Origin of the sequence: Flavobacterium psychraquaticum, from assembly GCF_034497725.1 — a bacterium.
Lineage (GTDB): Bacteria > Bacteroidota > Bacteroidia > Flavobacteriales > Flavobacteriaceae > Flavobacterium > Flavobacterium psychraquaticum.
Genome location: NZ_JAXKVR010000027.1, coordinates 158,017 through 180,605, shown reverse-complemented (window position 1 = coordinate 180,605; position 22,589 = coordinate 158,017). Strand labels below are relative to the sequence as shown.

At 31.8% G+C, this 22,589-nt stretch carries 22 protein-coding genes; 13 read left to right on the top strand and 9 right to left on the bottom strand.

The features are described from left to right. Positions 1-30: 30 nt before the first annotated feature. Together T1L09_RS06835 and T1L09_RS06830 are read right to left on the bottom strand one after the other, a co-directional pair. Positions 31-1,158 (bottom strand): alpha/beta fold hydrolase, encoded by a 1,128-nt coding sequence (locus T1L09_RS06835; protein ID WP_322550209.1) that lies wholly within the window; start codon positions 1,156-1,158, stop codon positions 31-33. Positions 1,159-1,169: 11 nt separating this feature from the next. Further along, complete coding sequence (locus T1L09_RS06830) at positions 1,170-1,841, bottom strand: ferredoxin reductase domain-containing protein (RefSeq protein WP_322550208.1); 672 nt, start codon at positions 1,839-1,841, stop codon at positions 1,170-1,172. A gap of 247 nt (positions 1,842-2,088) precedes the next feature. On the opposite strand from T1L09_RS06830, the gene T1L09_RS06825 reads away from it, so the two are divergent. From T1L09_RS06825 to T1L09_RS06800, 6 genes are all read left to right on the top strand, one after another. Further along, complete coding sequence (locus tag T1L09_RS06825) at positions 2,089-2,787, top strand: Dph6-related ATP pyrophosphatase (protein WP_322550207.1); 699 nt, start codon at positions 2,089-2,091, stop codon at positions 2,785-2,787. A 119-nt stretch (positions 2,788-2,906) separates the two neighbouring features. Continuing rightward, the gene (locus T1L09_RS06820) at positions 2,907-4,355 is read left to right on the top strand and encodes an FAD-dependent oxidoreductase (RefSeq protein WP_322550206.1); all 1,449 of its coding nucleotides are present in this window, start codon (positions 2,907-2,909) and stop codon (positions 4,353-4,355) included. Positions 4,356-4,392: 37 nt separating this feature from the next. Continuing rightward, complete coding sequence (locus tag T1L09_RS06815) at positions 4,393-4,674, top strand: DUF3781 domain-containing protein (protein WP_322550205.1); 282 nt, start codon at positions 4,393-4,395, stop codon at positions 4,672-4,674. Next, positions 4,671-5,033: a hypothetical protein gene (locus tag T1L09_RS06810; protein WP_322550204.1), complete on the top strand. Its 363-nt coding sequence runs from the start codon at positions 4,671-4,673 to the stop codon at positions 5,031-5,033. Before T1L09_RS06815 ends, T1L09_RS06810 begins: the two co-directional genes overlap by 4 nt. Before the next feature lie 12 nt (positions 5,034-5,045). Further along, a complete protein-coding gene (locus T1L09_RS06805; protein ID WP_322550203.1) occupies positions 5,046-5,318 on the top strand; it encodes a hypothetical protein in 273 nt (90 codons plus the stop codon). 23 nt (positions 5,319-5,341) lie between these two features. Then, complete coding sequence (locus T1L09_RS06800) at positions 5,342-6,151, top strand: PhzF family phenazine biosynthesis protein (protein ID WP_322550202.1); 810 nt, start codon at positions 5,342-5,344, stop codon at positions 6,149-6,151. A 425-nt stretch (positions 6,152-6,576) separates the two neighbouring features. Here T1L09_RS06800 and yaaA read toward each other — a convergent pair whose 3' ends face one another. The 6 genes from yaaA to T1L09_RS06770 form a co-directional block, all read right to left on the bottom strand. Next, the gene (yaaA, locus tag T1L09_RS06795) at positions 6,577-7,335 is read right to left on the bottom strand and encodes a peroxide stress protein YaaA (protein WP_322550201.1); all 759 of its coding nucleotides are present in this window, start codon (positions 7,333-7,335) and stop codon (positions 6,577-6,579) included. Between the two features lie 96 nt (positions 7,336-7,431). Further along, positions 7,432-7,800 carry a methylglyoxal synthase gene (locus T1L09_RS06790; protein WP_322550200.1) on the bottom strand — a complete coding sequence of 123 codons (369 nt, stop codon included), beginning with the start codon at positions 7,798-7,800 and terminating at the stop codon, positions 7,432-7,434. A 33-nt stretch (positions 7,801-7,833) separates the two neighbouring features. Then, a complete protein-coding gene (locus T1L09_RS06785) occupies positions 7,834-8,682 on the bottom strand; it encodes an N-acetylglucosamine kinase (protein WP_322550199.1) in 849 nt (282 codons plus the stop codon). Positions 8,683-8,750: 68 nt separating this feature from the next. Continuing rightward, positions 8,751-9,761: a type I glyceraldehyde-3-phosphate dehydrogenase gene (gene gap, locus T1L09_RS06780; RefSeq protein ID WP_322550198.1), complete on the bottom strand. Its 1,011-nt coding sequence runs from the start codon at positions 9,759-9,761 to the stop codon at positions 8,751-8,753. An 82-nt stretch (positions 9,762-9,843) separates the two neighbouring features. Then, a complete protein-coding gene (gene pfkA, locus T1L09_RS06775) occupies positions 9,844-10,830 on the bottom strand; it encodes a 6-phosphofructokinase (protein WP_322550197.1) in 987 nt (328 codons plus the stop codon). 135 nt (positions 10,831-10,965) lie between these two features. Continuing rightward, the gene (locus T1L09_RS06770) at positions 10,966-15,402 is read right to left on the bottom strand and encodes a translocation/assembly module TamB domain-containing protein (RefSeq protein ID WP_322550196.1); all 4,437 of its coding nucleotides are present in this window, start codon (positions 15,400-15,402) and stop codon (positions 10,966-10,968) included. A gap of 161 nt (positions 15,403-15,563) precedes the next feature. Between T1L09_RS06770 and tsaD the strand changes: the two genes are divergently transcribed. The 7 genes from tsaD (at position 15,564) to T1L09_RS06735 (ending at position 21,952) form a co-directional block, all read left to right on the top strand. After that, positions 15,564-16,586 (top strand): tRNA (adenosine(37)-N6)-threonylcarbamoyltransferase complex transferase subunit TsaD, encoded by a 1,023-nt coding sequence (tsaD, locus tag T1L09_RS06765; RefSeq protein ID WP_322550195.1) that lies wholly within the window; start codon positions 15,564-15,566, stop codon positions 16,584-16,586. 3 nt (positions 16,587-16,589) lie between these two features. After that, positions 16,590-17,294: a 16S rRNA (uracil(1498)-N(3))-methyltransferase gene (locus T1L09_RS06760; RefSeq protein WP_322550194.1), complete on the top strand. Its 705-nt coding sequence runs from the start codon at positions 16,590-16,592 to the stop codon at positions 17,292-17,294. Then, complete coding sequence (locus T1L09_RS06755; RefSeq protein ID WP_322550193.1) at positions 17,287-17,928, top strand: DUF4159 domain-containing protein; 642 nt, start codon at positions 17,287-17,289, stop codon at positions 17,926-17,928. The genes T1L09_RS06760 and T1L09_RS06755 overlap by 8 nt, the downstream gene beginning before the upstream one ends. A 146-nt stretch (positions 17,929-18,074) precedes the next feature. Next, the gene (locus T1L09_RS06750) at positions 18,075-19,025 is read left to right on the top strand and encodes a zinc metalloprotease (protein ID WP_322550192.1); all 951 of its coding nucleotides are present in this window, start codon (positions 18,075-18,077) and stop codon (positions 19,023-19,025) included. 76 nt (positions 19,026-19,101) lie between these two features. Beyond that, positions 19,102-20,196, top strand: coding sequence for an AI-2E family transporter (locus T1L09_RS06745; RefSeq protein ID WP_322550191.1), 1,095 nt, complete (start codon positions 19,102-19,104; stop codon positions 20,194-20,196). Between the two features lie 2 nt (positions 20,197-20,198). Then, entirely contained in the window at positions 20,199-21,377 is a 1,179-nt protein-coding gene (locus T1L09_RS06740; RefSeq protein ID WP_322550190.1) for a class I SAM-dependent methyltransferase, read from the top strand. A gap of 5 nt (positions 21,378-21,382) precedes the next feature. Continuing rightward, positions 21,383-21,952, top strand: a complete 570-nt coding sequence (locus tag T1L09_RS06735) for a hypothetical protein (RefSeq protein WP_322550189.1) — start codon at positions 21,383-21,385, stop codon at positions 21,950-21,952. A 227-nt stretch (positions 21,953-22,179) separates the two neighbouring features. On the opposite strand, the gene T1L09_RS06730 is transcribed toward T1L09_RS06735, so the two are convergent. Beyond that, a complete protein-coding gene (locus T1L09_RS06730) occupies positions 22,180-22,404 on the bottom strand; it encodes a hypothetical protein (protein WP_322550188.1) in 225 nt (74 codons plus the stop codon). Between the last annotated feature and the right edge of the window lie 185 nt (positions 22,405-22,589).

Below are 22,589 nucleotides of genomic sequence, written 5' to 3'. Positions count from 1 at the left end.
GATATTTTATTTAAAAATAATATATTTTTATTAAACTTTTGGGCTTAAGGGTTCAGAATTTGGAACAACCGTTTGTGAATCACTTAAAGTTGTCAGAAATTCATTTATATAACTATTAAATTCTACCGGACTTTCAAGATTTGAAACGTGTCCGGCATTATCAATAATTCGCAATTCTGAATTTGGAATACTTTTATGCATTGCTTCCGATTGAGCTAAAGGCGTTACTTCGTCTTCTCTTCCACAAATAATTAAGGTGGGAACAGTAATATTTTCTAAAACCGAACAAGTCTCCGAACGATCTGCTAAAGCTTGTAATCCAGCGGTAATTACGCGATCTGAATTGGCATTTACAACACTTCTTAATTCGTCGACCAAACCAGGTTTGTTTGTTAGTGTTTCGGTGTGAAATACACTTTTCACAAATTTTTCTTTGAATGCTTTTGAGCCATCGTTCTTAATTTCTTGAATAGTTGCCCGTCTTTTTTCTTTAACTTCCGAAGTATCAGCGATGCATTGTGTATCACATAAAATCAAAGCATCAAAATATTCTGGAAATCTTTTAACAGCATCTAAAGCTATAAAACCTCCCATTGAAAGTCCGCAAAGAACCGCTCGTTCAATATTTAATTCTTCCATAAAAAGGATTAAATCTTCCGTAAAAAGTTCCATACTTAAAGGCGTAATTTCATCTTCGGACTTACCAAAACCACGAATATCAACAGCAATTACTCGATTATTTGCTTTTAAAACTTCTAATTGATTGCTCCACATCGTTTTATCAAATGGGAAACCGTGCAAAAATATAAGTGGAACTGTTCCTTCGCCTAAATCATTGTAAGATATTTTAAAATCATTCAATTTTATGTAAATCTCTTGATGTGAATTATTTTTGTCAAATTCTGTGAATTCATCAGTAGAAAGTTTTTCAAAACGTTCGCACATCACATTCTCCTTATGATTTTCCTCATATTCTTCCACTATATTTACTAAAGAATTGTAGTAAGAAGTTAAAGACCTAACATTTAATTTCGGATGTTTCTGATCTGGAAGTGTTATGGGCATTTCATCGATATATTCCACTAATTCTGGATAATTTTTATGAATGCAGTTGGTGATATTTATAATTAATTCGTTTAATTTCTTTTCAGTTTCCATAGCTTTTGGTTTTAATATTGTTCTTTAATAATTAAATTTTCATCAATGCCTAGATCCATTAACATAGTTTCTATTGCAGTTATCATCGGTGGTGGTCCACACAAATAAAAATGCTGTTTTATATTATGGATATTTTCTTTTAAGAATTCTTCTGTAATTCTTCCGAAAGCATAACCTTCTTGCTGTTCATCAGATAAGATATTGATAAATGAGTCTCCCAATAAGCTATTAAATTCTTGTTCGAGAATAATATCTGCTTTAGTTTTATTAGCGAATATTAATTTGTTATGACCAATTTCCTTATTTGCTTCTAATTGTCGAAGTATCGAAATAAATGGCGTCACTCCTGCTCCACCAGCTATAAAAACTCCTTCTCCTTTATAGTCAATTGTGCCAAAAACATCGCCAAGAAGTAACTCGTCATTTTGTTTTAGTTCCAACAATTCATTTGTAACGCCTCCGTGACTCGGATATGTTTTAATTACAAATTCTAATTTATCGTCTTTTGGTAAACTCGTCATTGTAAAAGGGCGTTTTTGTGATTCCCAACCTGGTTTATTGATTGCTATTTCAGTGGCTTTTCCAGATGTGAAATCGAATCCGTCAGGTTTATTGGTAACAATGCGTAAAACGTCAGGTGTTATGTTTTGGATTGATCGTATGTTTACTTTATAATTTTCCATTGTTTCGGCATTTATATTAAATAGATGTTTTCAAAGTTACTCGATATCATCACTTTTAGTCTTATACAATTACTTCAAATAGTTACACAACTATCACGTTTAGAAGCTGTTTAATAAATATTGATTACGAATAGCTGTTGTTAAAAAACAATTTTTGTTTAGAAAATTATTTTTTAAACGCAAACAATTAATTTAAAGTAAATTTGTTCTTTCAGAATGTTACCAATATGGTTTTATATAAAGTTAAATGACTCGAAAAAAAGCAGTATTCAATTGGAGTGGCGGAAAAGATTCGGCTTTAGCACTTCATAAAATTTTAGAGGAAAACAAGTACGAAGTAATTGCACTTCTCACCACCATAAATGAAGAAACTCAAAAGTCTTCGATGCATTCCATTCCTTTGGAAATCTTACAGAAACAAGCTGAAAGTATTGGAATTCCATTAGTTACTTTCACGTTTTCGAAAGATTTAAAGAATTATGATGAAAAAATGGCTGAAGTTGTAACTCATTTTAAAAAGGAAAATGTTAGCAGTTTTATTTTTGGCGATATATTTCTGTCCGATGTAAAAGCGTATCGCGAAAGTAAATTAAATCCGCTAGGAATTGAAGTCATCGAACCACTTTGGGATAAAACTTCAAGCGAAATAATGGACGAATTTCTGCTTTCGGGAATTAAAACTAAAATTATAGTGACCGATGCTTCTAAACTAGATCGTAATTATATCGGGAAAATTATTGATGAAGATTTCATACATTCCTATCCAAAAGATTTGGACATTTGTGGTGAAAATGGTGAATATCACTCTTTAGCTTATGATGGTCCACTACTTAAGAAAAAAGTTGATTTTAAAATCTCAGGAATTATTAAAATTTCTCACGATTTTAAATTAGATACGGGCGAAACTAAAACATTTTATTATTGGCAAGCCGAGTTGAGCGAATAACAAAATATATTTAATACCAGAATTTACTTCTTTTGAATAGGTTTATACTCAATAAGTAAAATCAAAACTTTACTTTTGATGCACCATTAATTTTAGCGATTAGTATAAATAGATAAGAGGTGAATAACGTAAAGAACGACGAATTTAGCTGGATAATTTGTCCCGAATGTAAAGGAACGGGCAAAAAAAAACAACGCCTTCAAAAGAAAGTACGACAAAATTACCAAAGGAAATTAGCTGAATATGAAGCATCAAAATCCGAAGGAATCGCACCAATTCGACCTTCTGGACATTTATCTTCTTGTTTAAATTGTTCGGGTTCGGGATTGGTTTCTTCTGCTATAAAACCTATAATCGATAATGAGAATTTTCCGCACCTTGCAATTATTGGTGGCGGAATTGGCGGTGTTGCTTTAGCTGTTGCTTGTTTGCATCGTGGAATTCCCTTCACAATATATGAACGCGATAGTAGTTTTGACGAGCGATCGCAAGGTTACGGACTTACTTTACAACAAGCGAGTAAAGCTATTGAAGGCTTAGGAATTTTTTCGTTAGATAAAGGCGTAATTTCCACCAGACATTTAGTGCATAAAACTGATGGTGAAGTGATTGGCGAATGGGGAATCAGAAAATGGTTGCCGTCCGAAATAAAAACGAATCCTAAACGCACTAATATTCATATTGCACGACAAGCTTTACGTTTGGCATTGCTCGATGAACTTGGCTTACACAATTCCATTCAGTGGAATCATCAATTAGTAGATTTTGAAGTATCTGAAGATAAAAGCATCAGGCTAAGTTTTCAGGTCGATGGAAAAATCACAAAAGCCAAAGCCGATCTTGTAGTTGGAGCAGACGGAATTCGAAGTACCGTCCGAAAATTGCTATTTGGTGCCGAATTTTCGCCTTTGCGTTATTTGGATTGCATCGTGATTTTGGGAATTTGTCCTTTGAATAAACTCGAGAATATTACAACTGATTTACTAGATTCTGCTACAGTTTTTCAGACCGCAAATGGTAAAGAACGCATTTACATAATGCCTTACGATTCGGAATCGGTTATGTGGCAATTGAGCTTTCCAATGGCTGAAGAAGAGGCTAAAGATTTAAGTGCCAAAGGTCCGAAAGCATTAAAAGAAGAAGCTTGTCGAAGAACGCAATGGCACGCTCCTATTCCACAAATTTTAGAAGCTACGTTGGAAGCTCAAATTTCTGGATATCCGGTTTATGATCGAGAAGTTTTAAAGCCAGAAGATTTTAAAAATGCTAAAAATGTGACATTAATTGGCGATGCGTCACATCCAATGAGTCCATTTAAAGGTCAAGGTGCTAATCAAGCTTTGTTAGACGCTTTGGCTTTAGCAAGAGCCATTTCAAAAGGTTGTCAAACGCAATCAAATTGGAAAACAGCAGGATTAAGAGCGAGCGTATTAGCGGATTTCGAAGCTGAAATGTTGGCACGAAGCGAAATAAAAGTAAAAGATTCAGCAGCTGCAGCAGAATTTCTTCATTCCGAAATTGTATTGCACCAAGGCGATAAACCTAGAGGAAGATGTATCAAAAAATAATAATATTTAAGTTCCAAAATACAAGCAGAAGCTAAATATGAATAATTTTAAAGAAGTAATTTTAAACAAAATTTGTTATACCGATTTGGTTTACGGAAGAATTAATAAGAAATTGAATTTATCACTTTCGAATGATGCAATTGAAGAATTAATTTTGGCAATTATTAAAGAAACTTTTCCTTCAGAATTCATTAAAATCGGAAAAAATATTTATATTTCCAATCACAAAAAAAAAATTAGATTGACTATTAATTCGTTTACAAACCGAATTATTACAGCAGATAAATTGGAATCCAACAAAATAGATATAAAACAATGAATTGTCCACAATGTAGTTCAGAAATTCAGACAGAAAACATTAACATTCAATCTGATATCGCTCAATGTATTAAATGTAAAAATATATTTAAAATATCAGAGAACATTGAAGATCCTAACGATAAAAGCTTTAGTATAAGCAACAATCCAGATGGAACTTGGTTTAAAACCGAATTCAATGAAACTATTATTGGTGCATCAACACGCTCACCAATAGCATTTTTTCTAGTTCCTTTTATGCTAGTTTGGTCGGGAGGTTCATTAGGCGGAATTTATGGCTCACAAATTAAAAATGGTGAATTTAATTTATTAATATCTCTTTTTGGAATTCCGTTTATATTAGGTTCGCTTCTATTTTAGTCATTAACACTAATGGCTATTTGGGGAAAAGTCGAAATAACGTTGAACAATAAGGGAGGAAAAATATTCACAGGAATTGGAAGTATCGGTAAAACAAAACATTTTTTATGGAGCGACGTTTTCACAATAAAAGAAAGTCAGCCTAATTTGCGTTATCCGGGAAGTCAAGGTCGTGCTATAGTGCTGGAAGGAAAGAAAAGAATTTCATTTGGCTCAGGTCTTAAAGAAGCACGTTTATATTATGTTTTTAGAGCGATTAAAAGTGTAATGAATAGAAATAGATAAGTTATAAAATTCAAATTCAACTAATGAAAACATATATAATTGACGCTTTTACAACGGAAGCTTTTAAAGGAAATCCAGCGGGAGTTTGTATTGTAGAAAATGATATTTCGGTTGAAACGATGCAATCCATTGCGGGCGAACTCAACTTATCAGAAACGGCATTTATAAGGAAGTCAGAAAATAACGAAAATGACTATTCAATTCGTTATTTTACGCCAACAGTTCCTATCGATTTCTGCGGACACGCCACATTAGCTTCTGCCAAAGTTATTTTACACCAAATGGGAAATTCAACAGTTAACTTTACAACATTTCACAATTTAAAAATTAGTGCGAAAAGTGCTGGTGAAAATATTAAGATGAATTTTCCTTTGTATGAAACTGTGGATTATCTTCCGAATGAAGATTTGTACATAGCTTTGGGAATTACCAATCCTATTGCAACAAAATATGCAGAAAAAATGGATATGGTTGTTATTGAAGTAGCTGATAAAGAAATATTATTAAGTATCCAACCAAATTTCGTGAACTTAGCAAATACTTCAAAAAGTTATAAAGCCGTTATCATTACTGCAAAGTCAGACGATTCGAAATACGATTTCTACTCGCGTTGCTTTTGTTCGTGGATTGGAATTGATGAAGATCCAGTCACAGGGTCATCGCATTCCGTTTTAGCCAAATATTGGAGCACGATTTTAAATAAAAAAGAAATGATTGCTTTTCAAGCTTCCAAACGTGGCGGATCAATGCAACTTAAAATTATTAGCGATAACGAGCTTGAAGTGGTAAGTGACGCGAAAATAGTATTTGAAGGTCAACTAAATTTAAAATAAAAATCTAGGGTATAAAAAATTTAAAATGCTTAAAAAAAACTATCTAATAATTTTTGCAATCACTTTTTTCATTGTTTTAGTGAATTATTTTACTGAATTTATGTTTAGGACTAATCAGGAAATATTAATACTACTTTGGACAATTATAAATGTAATTATTTTTCCGATTTGGATGATTTCTTACATTTACCGGATCGCAAAACATAACAAGCAACAACATTTCATCCCAAATACTCTACTTGTTTTAACGTTTTATCTACTAACCTATTTTATTCCTTCTTTAAATTCTTTTAATTTTCAAACCTTCTCTTTTAATGGTGACAGAGCAAGTGTAGCAATATTGAAAACTATAATGTATTCAGGTTTGCTCGTACTTATTTTCACATCAATTTTGCTCCATATTAAATTATATTATTATTCGAAATCTATCGCGTAAAAACTAACGAATTTCCTTTACTCAAATTTGCATCAAAAGCGTAACCATCATAATTGAATCCTTTTAAATCTTCTATAGTTTCTGCATTTTTGTCAATAATATAACGCACCATTAAACCTCTTGCTTTTTTAGCATAGAAACTAATTATTTTTAGTTTTCCATCTTTGTAATCTTTAAATTCTGGCGTAATAACGGGCACTTTTAACGTTTTAGTATCCACTGCACTGAAGTATTCATTACTAGCTAAATTGACGAACAATTCATCATCTTTCATTTCTTTGTTAAAGGAATCTGTGATCGTTTTTTTCCAAAATTCGTACAAGTTTTTATCCTTCCCAATTTCCATTTTTGTTCCCATTTCCAAACGATAAGGTTGCATTAGATCCAATGGTTTTAAAATCCCATACAAACCCGAAAGAATTCTCAATTTATCTTGTAAAACAGCTACTTTTTCAGCCGACAAAGAATAGGCATCTAAACCTGAATATACATCGCCATCAAATGCATAAACTGCTGGTCTAGCATTCTCCTTTGTAAACGGAAGCGTCCAATCTTGGTTGCGTTTCCAATTCAAATCGGCTAATTTTTCGGAAATATGCATTAACTCCATTAATTCCTTCGGTTGTTTCTTTTTCAAAGTCTTCTGAATCGTTTCCGATCTCTTCATAAATACGGACTCTGAATAATTTGCAACTGGTAACTTACTTTCGTAGTTTAAAGATTTAGCGGGTGATATTACAATTTTCATAGCTTAGTGTTTTCTCAAATTTACGCAAATATTTGCTTTTTGGATTAAAATGACGATAAGAAATTCTTATATTAAAATTGAACTAATCTATCGAAATTAATCTTCTAATCCCAACAAAAGTAATTGTGCAGTAGCTTCATTCGTAGCTAACGGCACATTATGAACATCGCAAATTCTAATTAACATATTGATGTCAACTTCGTGTGCGTGACTCGAATTTGGATCTTTAAAAAAGATAACCATTTTCGTTTTTCCTATCGCAACTCGAGCAGCAATTTGGGCATCGCCACCTTGCGGACCAGACAACATTTTCTTTACTTTAAATCCGGCTGCTTCTGCTCTACCGCCAGTTGTTCCGGTGGCAACAATTTTAATATTTTCTTTTAGCAAAATGGCTTTATTTTTATTTAAAAACTGAACCATATCTGCTTTTTTTCCGTCGTGTGCTATAATTGCTACTTCCATAAATTGGTATTCGTAATTAAGATAAAATAATTATTAATTTAAAATGTGATAGGCAATTAAACCATCAATTGGTCTTCGTAAAACGTTTCCAATATGAATGCCTCTTTTCGACAAAACTTCCGTTAATTCATCTTTTAAATAGAAAGCAATTGAACCAATGAAATGAACTGGAACTTCTTTGCAATTTTCAAACTGTTCGATATAATAAGTCACAAAAGCTTCCATTTCTTCATCAATATATTTCTTGCAAAACGGATGGTCTTTGTGCTGAATTAAAAACTTAGCAAATTTAGCTAAATAAGCGTTTGGATTGGGTTCTTTGTATAAATTTTGCTTAATCACATCGGCATCTAAATCGAATTCTTTTTCAAATTTAGCAGCTAAATCTTCAGGCATTTCTTTAAAATAATAACCTCTAATTAAATGACGACCAAAACGATTTCCCGAACAATCATCCATAGCAATATAACCTAAAGATTGTACTTTTTGATGCAATACTTTACCATCAAAATAACTGCAATTTGAACCTGTTCCTAAAATGCATATAATTGCTTTTTCATTTTTTGGTGTGGTCGCATAAACGGCTGCATAAGTATCTTCGTGCACCACAACTTTCGCGTTTGTGAAATAGTTTTGAAAAACTTCAGTAAGATAATTTTTCATTCGATCTGTGCCACAACCAGCTCCGTAAAAAAATAAGTTCGTTGCTTTGTCTTTATTATGTAGAATATCAAATTTCGCGTCTAAACGCTTGATTATTTCTGTTGTATCTAACACTTCTGGATTTAACCCTAATGTTTGCGTAGTAAAAAGTACCTTTCCATTCGCATCTATTGCAATCCAATCGGCTTTTGTAGAACCACTATCGACAAGTAATTTCATTTAGTTTTTGTTTGTTATAGAGCAAAAAATCCCGCACACGAATGTAACGGGATTTTAATTAAACAATATTATTTTAAACCAGCGATATGCACTGATAAATCGATTAATTTACAAGAATAACCATATTCATTATCATACCAAGCGATAATTTTGAAGAACGTAGAATTCAAACCAATTCCGGCTTTTACATCGACAATTGAAGTTCGTGAATCTGATATGAAATCTTGTGAAACTACGTCGTCTTCGGTGTAACCTAAAATGCCTTGCAATTCATTTTCGGAAGCTTTTTTCAACACTGCCATAATTTCACTATAAGTTGTTTCCTTAGCTACTTTTACAGTTAAATCTACACAAGAAACATCTGCTGTAGGAACACGCATTGACATTCCAGTAAGTTTTCCGTTTAATGCTGGAATTACTTTTCCAACTGCTTTTGCAGCTCCTGTTGAGGAAGGAATCATATTTAGTAAAGCCGAACGACCACCACGGAAATCTTTTTTAGAAGGTCCGTCAACCGTTAGTTGGGTTGCAGTAACGGCGTGAATTGTAGTCATTAAACCTTCGACAATTTCAAAATTATCGTGAATCACTTTAGCTAAAGGTGCTAAGCAATTTGTAGTACAAGAAGCGTTTGAAACAATTTTATCCGAAGCTTTTGCGGTTGTGTGATTTACTCCCATTACAAACATTGGAGCATCTGCCGAAGGAGAGGAAATTACAACTTTTTTAGCACCACCATCAATATGAGCTTGAGCTGATTCTAAAGTGGTGAAAATTCCAGTACATTCTGCCACAATATCTGTATCAATTTCGGTATCATCCCAATTAATTAATTTTGGATCTCTTTCTGCCGTTACTCTTATATAGCGATCGTTTACGTATAATTTTCCGTCTTTTACTTCTACTTTTCCAGCAAAACGACCGTGAACTGAATCATATTTTAGCATATAAGCCAAATGATCTACCGCTAATAAATCATTAATTGCTACAACTTCTACATTGTCTCTGTTTAATGTTTCTCTTAATACTAATCTTCCGATTCTTCCGAAACCGTTAATTCCTAATTTTACTTTTGACATTTTTTTTACTTTTTGGCAGATAGCACCCGCTTCTGCCGTTTATATTTATTTTCTCTATATCCTTTTTAAAGAATTATTACTTTTAAGTAGACATAATATCTGAAACGCGTAATAATTCTTTGTCAATTTGAGTATGCCCTTTTATTGCTTGTTGCAAAGGTGTTAAGGCAACTTTATCATTCAAAATTCCCACCATAAAGTTAGAGTTTCCTTCCAATAGTGACTCTACAGCTTTCACTCCAAGTCTACTCGCTAAAACACGATCGAAACAAGAAGGCGAACCACCACGTTGCATATGACCTAAAACTGATACTCTTATATCATATTCAGGTAAATTTTCTTCGATATAATCTTTCAATTCAAATACGGTTTTACCGATTTTATCCCCTTCAGCAATTACAACAATGCTTGAAGATTTGCCAGAAGCTTTACTTTTTTCAAGCGATTCTAACAAACGTTCTAAACCTAAATCTTCTTCAGGAATTAAAATTTCTTCCGCTCCTGCTCCAATTCCTGCGTTTAATGCGATATGACCGGCGTCTCTTCCCATTACTTCGACAAGAAATAAACGATTGTGCGAACTCGCCGTATCTCTAATTTTATCAATACAATCAATCACAGTGTTTAAAGCCGTATCAAAGCCTAAAGTATGGCTGGTTCCAAAAATATCATTATCAATAGTTCCAGGAATTCCCATCACTGGAAATTTAAATTCAGAACTAAAAACTTCCGCACCCGAAAAACTTCCATCTCCGCCAATTACAATAAGTGCATCTATTGCTGCCGCTACAAGGTATTCATGTGCTTTTTTACGACCTTCACTCGTGCGGAAATCAGCAGAGCGTGCCGATTTTAAAATTGTGCCGCCTTTATTAATTATATTATTTACAGAACGAGGTCCCATTTCTTTAAAATCACCTTCAATCAAACCTTGGTAACCTCTATAAATTCCCACGCATTCTATTTTATGATAAGCGCAAGTTCTAACAACAGAACGAATAGCAGCGTTCATTCCGGGAGCGTCGCCACCAGAAGTTAAAACGCCTATTTTTTTAATCTTTGAAGTCATATAAAATATTCTTTGTTTATGTAAAGTTATGAAATGAAAAATGAAAACAAGATGATTTTTGCTAACTATTTAGGCTTAGCAATAATTTGTATCTTTTTCGACAATAACTTTTGAATTCTGTTTAAAAACTAAAAATTAATCTTCTTCAGGAACATTATCTGGTTCTTTTCTGATGATTTCCGATTTCTTTTGTTTTCTTTCGTTAATGTAATTTAAAAATTCTGGTGGTAAATCTGAATCTGGAAGATCTGTAGTAGAATTTGACGATTCATTTAATTTCTTTTTATTGAAAATCTTAAGAAGCATTTCTTTAAAAGTATCAAATTCTACATTATACGTCAATCCCAAACCTTGCGTATAGCCAATTCCTTCACCAATATAATTAATGTCGTTTTCACGATTAAATACGTGTGCATTTAAACTTCCGTCTTCATTCAGTTGAATTAGAATTTCCACATTTCCAACAATTACAGATTCGGTAACTCCACCAACCGGCACTCCTACTTTTCCATTTATTGAAATTCTATTATTGATTTGGGTACTTAAAGTTACACCCACACGATCTGCAATTTCATTCAAACGATCTCCTTGCGAATAATCTACACCCAATTGCAACTTACTATCTTCATCGGCAAACAATCCATTAATAATGGAATTTGCCCGTTCAAATAAAGGCCCGTAAGCTGCATTTCCTGCTGTTTCTGAAGTAACAAAGGAACCTGTTGCTAACAATGCAAATGCTTGTGCTTGTCGTGCATCTTTATCTTGTAATTTATAATCAATCTCACTTTTTAATACCGAACTCACATTTGGAAAATCAATATTGAAATCGGGTTCTGGGTTTCTTAGATTACCATTTAATAAGATGGACACATTTGTATCTACTTTCTTGTTAAAAGAAGCGCTTTCTAACAAAACTCCTGGATTTGCGGTGGTCTTATACGTCGCTACTAAGTCTAAAATAGCGCCCATAGGGTCGCCTTCCCAACGAATAGTTCCACCTTTTTCAACTTTAAACTTTTTGTCGATTAGACCTCCATACTTAAAGTTGTAATCTCCTTCTACAATTTGGAAATCGCCAGTCATCAAGAATTTTCCCAATGTATTAATTTCGATTAAAATGGAACCATATCCTGAACCTTTCATTGCATGGCCCGAAGAACGATCTAAAATAATTTCAATATTTGCATCTTGATCAATATTAAAATCTAATTCTAATTCAATTCCTTGATATTTGTTAGTTTCGACAACGTTTCCTTCCTTAATCTTTTTATACTCGTCTTGAGTCATAAACTTTATGAAAGAATTATCGCCAATACTCTCACTATTGTTCACCGGAATTTTTATGAATGTTCCTTTTTCAGATTCTCCTGCAACTTTTATATTAAGTGCATTTATTGATCCTGTGATACTTGCGCCACCATTCATAAAAGCTGTTCCGTAATAATAAGCATCTTCAGTATCTTCAGTATCTAAAGCCAAAATATTATTGGAATCTAGACGTAAATTTAACTGCCAATTACTGAATTTTTCGTGCCTAATGCTTCCATCTAAAATTCCTTTGGTACTATATTTTGTATCAGTTACTTCAATTTTTCTAAAACTAAATTGATGTTCTGTCAAATCTACTATCGAATTTTTTTCGAAGGCATAATCTACGTTTAAATACGGAACTCGCATTCCTGCATCGTTTAAATAGAGTCGTCCGTCTACTTCAGGGTTTGACAAGGAACCTCTAACCGTGGCTCTTCCTGTGGCATTTCCTCGAACGTTTGAAAGTACATTCCCAATTAATGGTCCGAAAGGTGCAATATTGAATTTTTCAAATCCCGCTTCCAATTCTAAACTTGACTGTTCTCCTACAAAATTTACATCACCATTTAAAAAGAAGTGTTCCTTACCTTCTTGCTCAATTGCTGATTTGATGCTGAACTGGTTAAATTTTTCATTTCCTTTTACGCTAAAATTCAAATCTCCTAATAAAATTTTATTAACTTCTAGCTTATCGATTTTAATATCAGCAGTAGGATCGTAAATATCTCTATCTTGCTTATATTGGAGCGTTCCGTTAAGGTTTCCACCAAAGGACAAACTATCTAAACTAGGCGTTACTTTATCTAAGTCAATATCTTCAAACGTTAAATGCAAATCTTTAAAGGTAGAATCTCGCATTTTTCCATAAAAATCCATTTTTTGATTGTTGTGCGATAGGCTAATTTTTTGGAAATCGAAGTTTTTCAATAATTTATCAAAAACGATTTTATTATCGTTAGTTTCATTTTCATTAATGAACCAAGTATAATCTTTAAAAGCAACTTCGGATTTCTTAAATCCAATTACAGATTGTTTTTCTTGGTCGATGGTATGATACAAGTTTAAATCATAACTATCTTGACTTTTTGAACCACCTTTAAACTCTGAACGAACGAATAAAGTGTCGTTAACCGTTACATTAATTAAATTAAAATCGGCAATTTTATAATTTTTTGTATGAATAGTATCTACTGAAATGTAAGCATTATAAAGCGGGTTTTTGTTGTCAATGTCTACTTTCACATTTTCAATATGATTATCAAAAGCATCAATAATGGGTGAAGAGAAATCTAACTCAAATTTTCCTTCATCGGCATTAATTTTACCTTTCAATCGGGTGTTTTCAGAAATAGAAACGTCAGGAATAAAGACTTCTACAATTTTATCATAAATTGTAAAATCGAAATTTAAAAATTGATCTGGTGCTAATTTATTGGGAGAATAATTGGCGTATAAACTTCCTAGAGCATTTTCTACTATTTTCTGAACTTCTTTTACTTTGTATTTTCCAACAATTTCACCGCTTATAATATCTGGAGAATTTATAGTAACTGTTCTTACATTATTGAGGTCAAAAGTAGAATTGATTTCAAAATCGTCAAAGAAATAATAATCCTTCGTATTTTGGTAGGAAACATCTTTAATTTCTAATTTTCCAACTAAATTATCGATAGAATTTCCGTTTGCTTTAAAATTGATGTTACCTTTAAAAATCGAGAGCGAATCTTTTTTATAGAAATTCAAGATATACAAATCCGCATAATCAATTTGGGCTTTGAAATCGTAGTTATTTGCTCGTTTACTTAAATCAATAACGCCATCGAAATCCATCCTTAAATTCGGATCATTACTATTGAAATACCCTTTGTAGTATGGCATTTTCATACTTCCATCTACTGTAATGTTTTGATAAGTATAACCGTTATAATAAAATTTATCAATTGAACCAACAATAAAAGTATTTAATAGCTTTTGGGTAAAACCTTTACCATCAACATCTAAATCTAAAGTGGTTTTACCTAATTCTTTTTCCGAAAGCAAAGTTCCTAAATCAAAATCATTAAGTTTAATATTTCCTTTATAAAACGCATTGTCAATATTGTCTATGTTTTGAATGGCTAAATCTCCATCTACTAATCCTAAAACAGATAACAAATTAACTTTCGCAATAATGTATTTCTGAGTTAATTCAACGTCTCCTGATAATATTACATCTCCAAATTTATCCAAAACCGAAGGCAGACTTTTACCTAGAATATTGGGCAAAATCCCTTTTAAATTTTCATAATTGGAACTTACGCGATCTAAGTTTCCTTTCATATAAAACTTTTGATTGCCTTTACCAAAAAGATTTTTAAAATTAATTGTTCCTATAATTTCCGATTGATATTTATCAACCAATTTCAAATTATGCGTCGTAAAATTATTTAGTGTTCCCACCAAATGCGTATCGATATAAAAATGATTGTTTTTGCCAAATTCATTGTAAAAGAAGTTTAGATCGTTTGAAGCAAGTGAAGCTTTGTCAAACTGAACATCAAAAACTACTTTATTATTGAAATCTGAAAAATCTTTTCTCTCATATTTTAGTTCTACTTTTCCTTTCATTTCAGAATTTAGAGTCAACATTTCCAATTTGTCTAACAGAATATTTCGCTTGGTATAAGTGAAATCTGTAGTCATATGTTTTACATCTAAACCTCTGTGATCGTGAAATGAAATTGCGTCAATGAATGTTGTGACAGTAGCACCTTTTATAAAAAAATCTTCAATCACGCCATTCAAATTCGTAAAATCTAACATTTTTGGCGTATTCAAGTTATAATCTATGTATTGAAAACGACTATTATTAATAGTCATTTTGTTTGCTTTCATTCTAAACTTACCTGAAGAGGGCGAACCGTCATCAAAAGCTTCAATAAAAAGATCTAAATTAGTATGCTTTTCTCCTTTATAATTGACGATTCTAACATCTAAACCGTGCATAATTACGTCTTTCAAATAAGGATGTCCTGAATTATAAATTTTTGAAAAACTTAGAATAGAAGTATTTAATTTTTTAACATATAGTAACGTATCATGATGATGATCTAATACCAAAACATCACCAAGTTTGACGCTTCCAAATGGAGTTATTGCAATTTTATCAATAGTGATATTAGTTCCAAATGCTTTATTTAGCTGCTCTGTAACATATTTTCCTAAATAACTTTGAACAGAAGGTAACGATAAAAGAAGCCCTAAAAAGAGTAGTAACAATAATAATCCAATTATGGAACGAAATAGTATTTTTTTAAATTTTTTGATATGATCTTTTGTTTTAAATTTGCACAAGATTAATAAAATGCGTGCAACCGAACAAAAATAAGGATTTTTGTACGATATTAGCAATATCTTTTGAGCAAATTTTATGCCTAATTATGACTGAAAAAAAAATATATACTTTAGCAATAGAAAGTTCGTGCGATGATACGTCTGCTTCGGTACTTTGCAATGACATCGTTTTATCAAATATTGTAGCACGTCAAGCGATTCATGAGGAATATGGCGGAGTAGTTCCTGAGTTAGCTTCACGAGCGCATCAACAAAATATTGTTCCGGTTGTAGATGTTGCTCTTAAAAAAGCGGGGATTAAAAAAGAAGATTTAGATTGTATCGCTTTTACGCAAGGTCCCGGGTTGATGGGTTCGTTATTAGTGGGTGGTTCTTTTGCAAAATCAATGAGTATGGCGTTAAACATTCCTTTAATTGCAATAAACCATATGAAAGCACACATATTAGCTCATTTTATTGCCGAAGAAGGCTATGAAAAACCGACATTCCCATTCATCGCATTAACAATTTCTGGTGGTCATACCCAAATTGTAAAAGTTTCAAGCTTTTTTGAAATGGAAATCATTGGGCAAACTACAGACGATGCTGTTGGCGAAGCATTTGATAAAAGTGCAAAAATACTAGGTCTTCCTTATCCTGGTGGTCCATTAGTTGATAAATTTGCACAACAAGGTAATCCGAAAGCTTTTCCATTTACCAAACCAAAAATGCCCGGATTGGATTTTAGTTTTAGTGGTTTAAAAACCCAAATCTTATACTTTATTCAAAAAAATGTTGCTTTAAATCCAAATTTTATTGAAGAAAATAAAGCGGATATTTGTGCATCAATTCAGCACACCATTATCCAAATATTAATGGATAAATTAAAATTAGCAGTTGCGGAAACGGGTATAAATAAAATTGCAATTGGCGGAGGTGTTTCGGCAAATTCAGGTATTCGAACCACATTAAAAGAAGCTGAAAGTAAATATGGTTGGAAAACTTACATTCCAAAATTTGAATACACAACAGATAACGCTGCAATGATTGGGATTGTTGGCTATTATAACTTTTTAGAAGGAAATTTCAGTGAAGCTGCTGTTGTTTCTAAAGCAAGAATTGAATTTTAAATTATGCAATTATTCTATAATTCCGAAATAAAGCAAGGCGAAACTACTTTCATTTTTGACAAAGAAGAAAGCAAACACATTGTTAAAGTTTTACGTAAAAAAGAAGGGGATAATATATTTATTACAAACGGTTTAGGTTATTTGTTTGAATCAGTAGTAATCTTATCTTCTGAGAAGAAATGTGAAGTAAAAATTACGAAAGAAATATTTCATCAACCCAATTCATTTTATACGCATATTGCAGTTGCTCCAACAAAAATGAATGAACGAATCGAATGGTTTTTAGAAAAAGCTACGGAAATAGGAATTCAAGAAATTACACCTATTATCTGTGATCATTCGGAACGAAAAGTCTTTAAAATTGATCGTGCGGAAAAAATTATTCAAGCTGCAATGAAACAATCATTGCATTTTTATTTGCCGAAAATTAATGAGCCTATCACCTTATCTGAATTCGTAAAAAAACAATTAGAGGGACAAAAATTCATTGCACATTGCGAAGAAACGGATCGGAAATCATTGCAGAAAGAAGTTTCAAAAAATGAAAAAATTACAATTTTAATTGGTCCAGAAGGCGATTTTTCAACAAAAGAAATCAATTTAGCGATTGCTAATCAATTTATTCCTGTAACTTTGGGAAACACAAGATTACGAACTGAAACTGCTGCCTTAGTGGCTTGCCATACAATCGCATTATTGAATGAATAAATTATTTTTCATCGGGATTTTACTTTTTATAAAATTGGGCTTTGCCCAAGAAATTGCCCTTGGTAAATATGGTGGCGGTGGCGATTGGTATGCAAATCCAACTTCATTACCTAATTTAGTAAAATTCTGTAATCAAAATATCAACACAACTTTAAACACAAAAATAACTACGGTTGAAGTGGGAAGTTCTGAGATTGTAAATTACCCTTTTGTACATATGACTGGACACGGAAATGTAGTTTTTAGTGCAAATGATGTCGTCAACCTTAGAAATTATTTATCTTCAGGTGGTTTTTTACATATTGACGACAATTATGGAATGGATCAATATGTTAGAAAAGAAATTAAAAAATTATTTCCAGATAACCCATTGACTGAAATCCCTACAAGTCATATTATTTTTCAAGAACCTTTTCCTTTTCCTGCTGGATTGCCAAAAATTCACGAACATGATAATCAGAGACCACAAGCTTTTGGAATTTTCATTGAAGGCAGAATTGTTTTACTTTATACCTATGAAACAGATTTGGGCGACGGATGGGAAGATCCTGAGGTTCACAACGATATGTTACCTATCAGAGAAAAAGCACTAAAAATGGGTGCTAATATTTTAAATTATGTTTTTAACAACTAAAAAGTAAAATATAATTACTGAGGATTTACTGGTATTTAGCTTTAAAAATTAAATATTTCGTATTTTTTTGAATTAATATTTTTTTTATTCATATTTTTTATCATAATATTGTCGAGTTATTAACCAACACTATAATTTAACTAATTATGAAAAAAATCATTTTATCAGCATTTTCTTTAATGCTTTTATTTTCTTGTAGTAATGATGAAACTACAAATTCTGACACAGAAAAACCAGTAGCAGCAGTTCTTCACAGAGGTTGTGCATCTCAAGATGTGCACGAAAGACAACTTCGTGAAAACCCATTATTGGCCCAAAAAATGGCTGAAATTGAAGCTATTACCCAAGAAGCAATTTTAACTAACAGAATTGTAAATGGTGTCTTAGAAATTCCTGTTGTATTTAATGTTTTATACAGAACTACAGCAGAAAATATTTCTCAAGCACAATTGCAGTCCCAAATAGATGTATTGAATGCCGATTTTCAGGGAACAAACGCAGATTATAACTCAAGCAATCCTTACAACAATGTAAGAGGATCAATTAATGTGAGATTCGTATTGGATAATATTGTAAGAAAATCAACAACAAAAACAACTTGGGGAACGAGTGATGGAATGAAAAAAACTGCATCTGGTGGAATTGCCGCTTCTTCACCTACAACCAAATTAAATTATTGGGTTTGTACTATTGGTGGTGGAATTTTAGGTTATGCTCAATTTCCAGGTGGCGCTTCGGCGACTGACGGTGTTGTTGTAGATTCAAAATATACAGGTACAAACGGAACTGCTGCTGCTCCTTTCAACAAAGGTAGAACAGCAACACACGAAATTGGTCACTGGATGAATTTAAGACACATTTGGGGAGATGCTAACTGTGGATCTGATTTAGTTTCAGATACGCCTACTCACAACGCAGCAAATTCAGGCGTTCCTGCCGTTGGTCACAGAAGTACTTGTTCTGGTCAGCCTCTTGAAATGTTTATGAACTATATGGATTACACAGATGATAGAGGAATGTATATGTTCTCTAGCGGACAAGTTTCTAGAATGGCTGCTATATTTAGTACAACTGGTCCTAGAAAATCATTTAGATAATCTAAATAAATTAATTTAGATATTAAAACTCGCTAAATTGGCGAGTTTTTTTTTATTTTAGCAAAAACTTAAAAAAATGACTTCTAAAGAATTATCTAAAGGCCTTTTGCAAACTGTAGCTATTTTAGTTGGAGTTCTTATACTTTTGTATTTTTTACATCAAATTTCTGCCGTAATAATTTATCTTGTACTTTCTGCAGTTTTTACACTATTGCTGTATCCCTTAGTTCATCTCTTACGAAGAAAATTAAAATTTAATAATACGGTAGCTGTAATTGTAACTTTATTTTTAGTTACTTTATTCATTGCTGGATTTATTATGCTTTTTGTTCCTTTAATAATTTCGCAAGGACAAAATCTCTCACTATTAGATATTAAAGCATTAGAAAATAATTATAACCAATTATTAAATTCAATCGAAAATTATTTAGCATCACATAATTTGAGCAGCAGTGAATTATTTGAAAATTCGAATTTAACTTCATTTTCAAATTTTCATTTTATTCCAAATTTCATCAACGGCATATTTAATACTGTTGGAAATATTGGAATGGGGCTGGCATCAGTTCTCTTTATAACTTTTTTCTTATTGAAAGAACGTAACTCCTTCTCTACAGGTGTGAAAAAATTGTTACCCGAAGATAAAAAAGAAAAAATAATAAATTCGCTAGTAAAAATTAATGAAATGCTTTCTAAATATTTTCTGGGATTGTTAATGCAACTCTTCATTATCCTAGTGTTATATTGCGTAGTGTTTTTAATTTTTGGCGTAGAAAATGCTTTTATAATAGCACTTTTGTGTGCAGTTCTAAATATTGTTCCTTACATAGGTCCACTAATTGCGACAGTTTTAGCGGGAGTTTTAATTATGATTGGAAGTATTGGTTCGGGAGCTGATTTTAGTTCCGAAACGCTTCCAACTACAATTTATGTTTTAATCGGAATGTTTGGCGTTCAATTAATCGATAATAATTTTAGTGGACCACTAATTTTTTCAAAAAGCACCAATTCACATCCATTAGAAATTTTCTTGGTGATTTTAGTGTCAGGAATATTATTTGGGATTGTAGGAATGATCATCGCAGTTCCTTTATATACGTCTCTGAAAGTAATTGGAAAAGAATTTTTTCCGGAAAATAAAATTATTAAAGCACTTACAAAAAATTTATAGCTTTGGAAATTAATAAGTTACTTCATATTGATATTCAGGAGTTTATTGATGAAAACCTTACTTCCGATACTACAAAGTTAGCTTTAAAGAAAAATCCGTTTCCAGAAGTTAATTATACAGATATTCTCCATCAAATTGCATCTAAAAAAAAGGCGAAAGACAAACTACCCACTTGGTTTTTGACAGCTAATATTATATATGCCGAAAAAATTTCAATTGAACAAACTTCCTCTGAAATTGCAGCAAAATACAAAGCTTCTTTGGTTTCAGGCATTAATTTAATCGATTGCACTGGCGGGTTTGGAATTGACGCATATTACTTTGCAAAAAGCTTTAAAAACGTAATTCATTGCGAAATTAACACCAATTTATCTAAAATTGTTCAACATAATTTCAAGCAATTACAAATTGATACTATTACTTGCTTGGCAGGCGATAGCTCCGACATTATAAAAAATCTAAACCAACAATTTGATTGCATTTATATCGATCCATCTAGACGAAGCGATGCTAAAGGAAAAGTATTTTTATTAGCTGATTGTTTGCCTAATGTAGTCTATTTACAGGAATTTTATTATGAATTTACTAGTAAGATCTTAATCAAAACAGCTCCAATTTTAGACATTCAGGCTGGATTAGTTGAACTTAAAAATGTAGCTGAAATCCATATCGTTGCTGTAGACAACGAAGTGAAAGAAGTTTTATGGTTGATTCAAAAAGATTTTTTTGAAAGTCCATTGATTTACGCAGTTAACATCGAAAAAGAGATACCATTTTGTACTAAAATTGAATTGACTAAAGAGTATCGAGCTACTTTTAGTTTGCCTAAGAAATATTTATACGAGCCAAATGCTTCACTTATGAAATCAGGTGGTTTCGAAGCTATTTCAGAGCTATTCGAGGTAAATAAATTACATCAACATTCGCACCTTTATACGTCGGACGAAATAAAAGATTTTCAAGGCAGACGATTTGAAATTATACAAGAAATCGCTTTTCAAAAAAATGAGTTAAAAAATTATATTGAAAATCAGAAAATGAATGTTTCTACTCGAAATTTCCCTTTGAAACCTGAAGAAATTAAGAAAAAATATAAAATCCGAGATGGTGGCACATTGTTTGCCTTTTTCACCACAAATTTAAAAAACGAAAAAATAGTTTTACTTTGCACAAAAATATAGTTCCTATGAAAAATATAATTACCCTTTGCTTTTTAATTCCTGTATTTTCATTTGCTCAAAATACTAGTTGCGACTATGAAATTGACGAAAAAACTGATACGACTTCATTAAAAGTGATACCACAAAAATTAATGCACGAAAAAAATTTTGGAAACACGAGTGAATTTTTATTCTTTTCGCTTGTAAACGAAGACGGTATTCCTTATTTAAACATTCAACAATTGCAAAAAAGTAAAGATTTTATTCCTACCAGTTGTTTGAGTAAAAATTCAAAAATCGTTGTACAACTTGATAATGGCAAATTCATCACGCTGATTAATGCATTTGAAGAAACTTGCAGTGACTTAAACTATGATAGTGCCGAGAAAAATAATTTAAGAATTTTATCGGGTTACTTTTATTTTACTAAAACTAATTACGAACAATTTAAGGAAAGTTCAGTTTCGCTAATGCGTATTCAATTTGGCTCAGAAACCAAAGATTACGTTTTGAAATCTAGTTTAGTATCGGAAACCTTAGGAACCACCTCAAGTCCATCGACCTATTTTATGGATTATTTGAAGTGTATTGAATAAGAAAAAATTTCTCGAATACCCGTTATAATCGAAAGAAAAAGAAGATTTCAGCTGTAAATAAATAGAAGCTCAATTATTCACTTAATGTGAAAGTTTTAGTGGATTTTAGGATTGAAAAAAATTAAGAAATTTAAATTCTTTTTTTTAATGCTACTTGATAAAAGTACTACAAAATAAATTATTTAAAACTGAAAACGATTAATTGATGTAGACAACAAATTTTTAGATTATATTTTACTGAAAAATTCCGACTGTAAAAGTAAAACTCTCACTTTTAAATCATTGAGTACTTTTGAACAATTAGGAGTAGCAGGTGCAGCTTGCGCCAAAGAGATAATAGCTAATGTAGTTTCGATTTTTTCGTTAAGAGATATATCAAGAGGATTTTTTTTGAAATCTGACTCCAAGTTTTCAACGGTAATTACGTAGATGTTTGATTTATAAGGACTCATAGTACTTTTATTTATAGTTTCCCTTTTAGCAACGTATTTTGTGTTAAATTCCGAACGAAGTACTAGAATTATCCGATCAAATTAATAGACGAATAAAAAATCAATCAATTATAACATTTTTTTTCAATGTAAATTTAATAAATTATATTGAAATAAAACAGCGTTGAAAATCATTTTAAATTTAT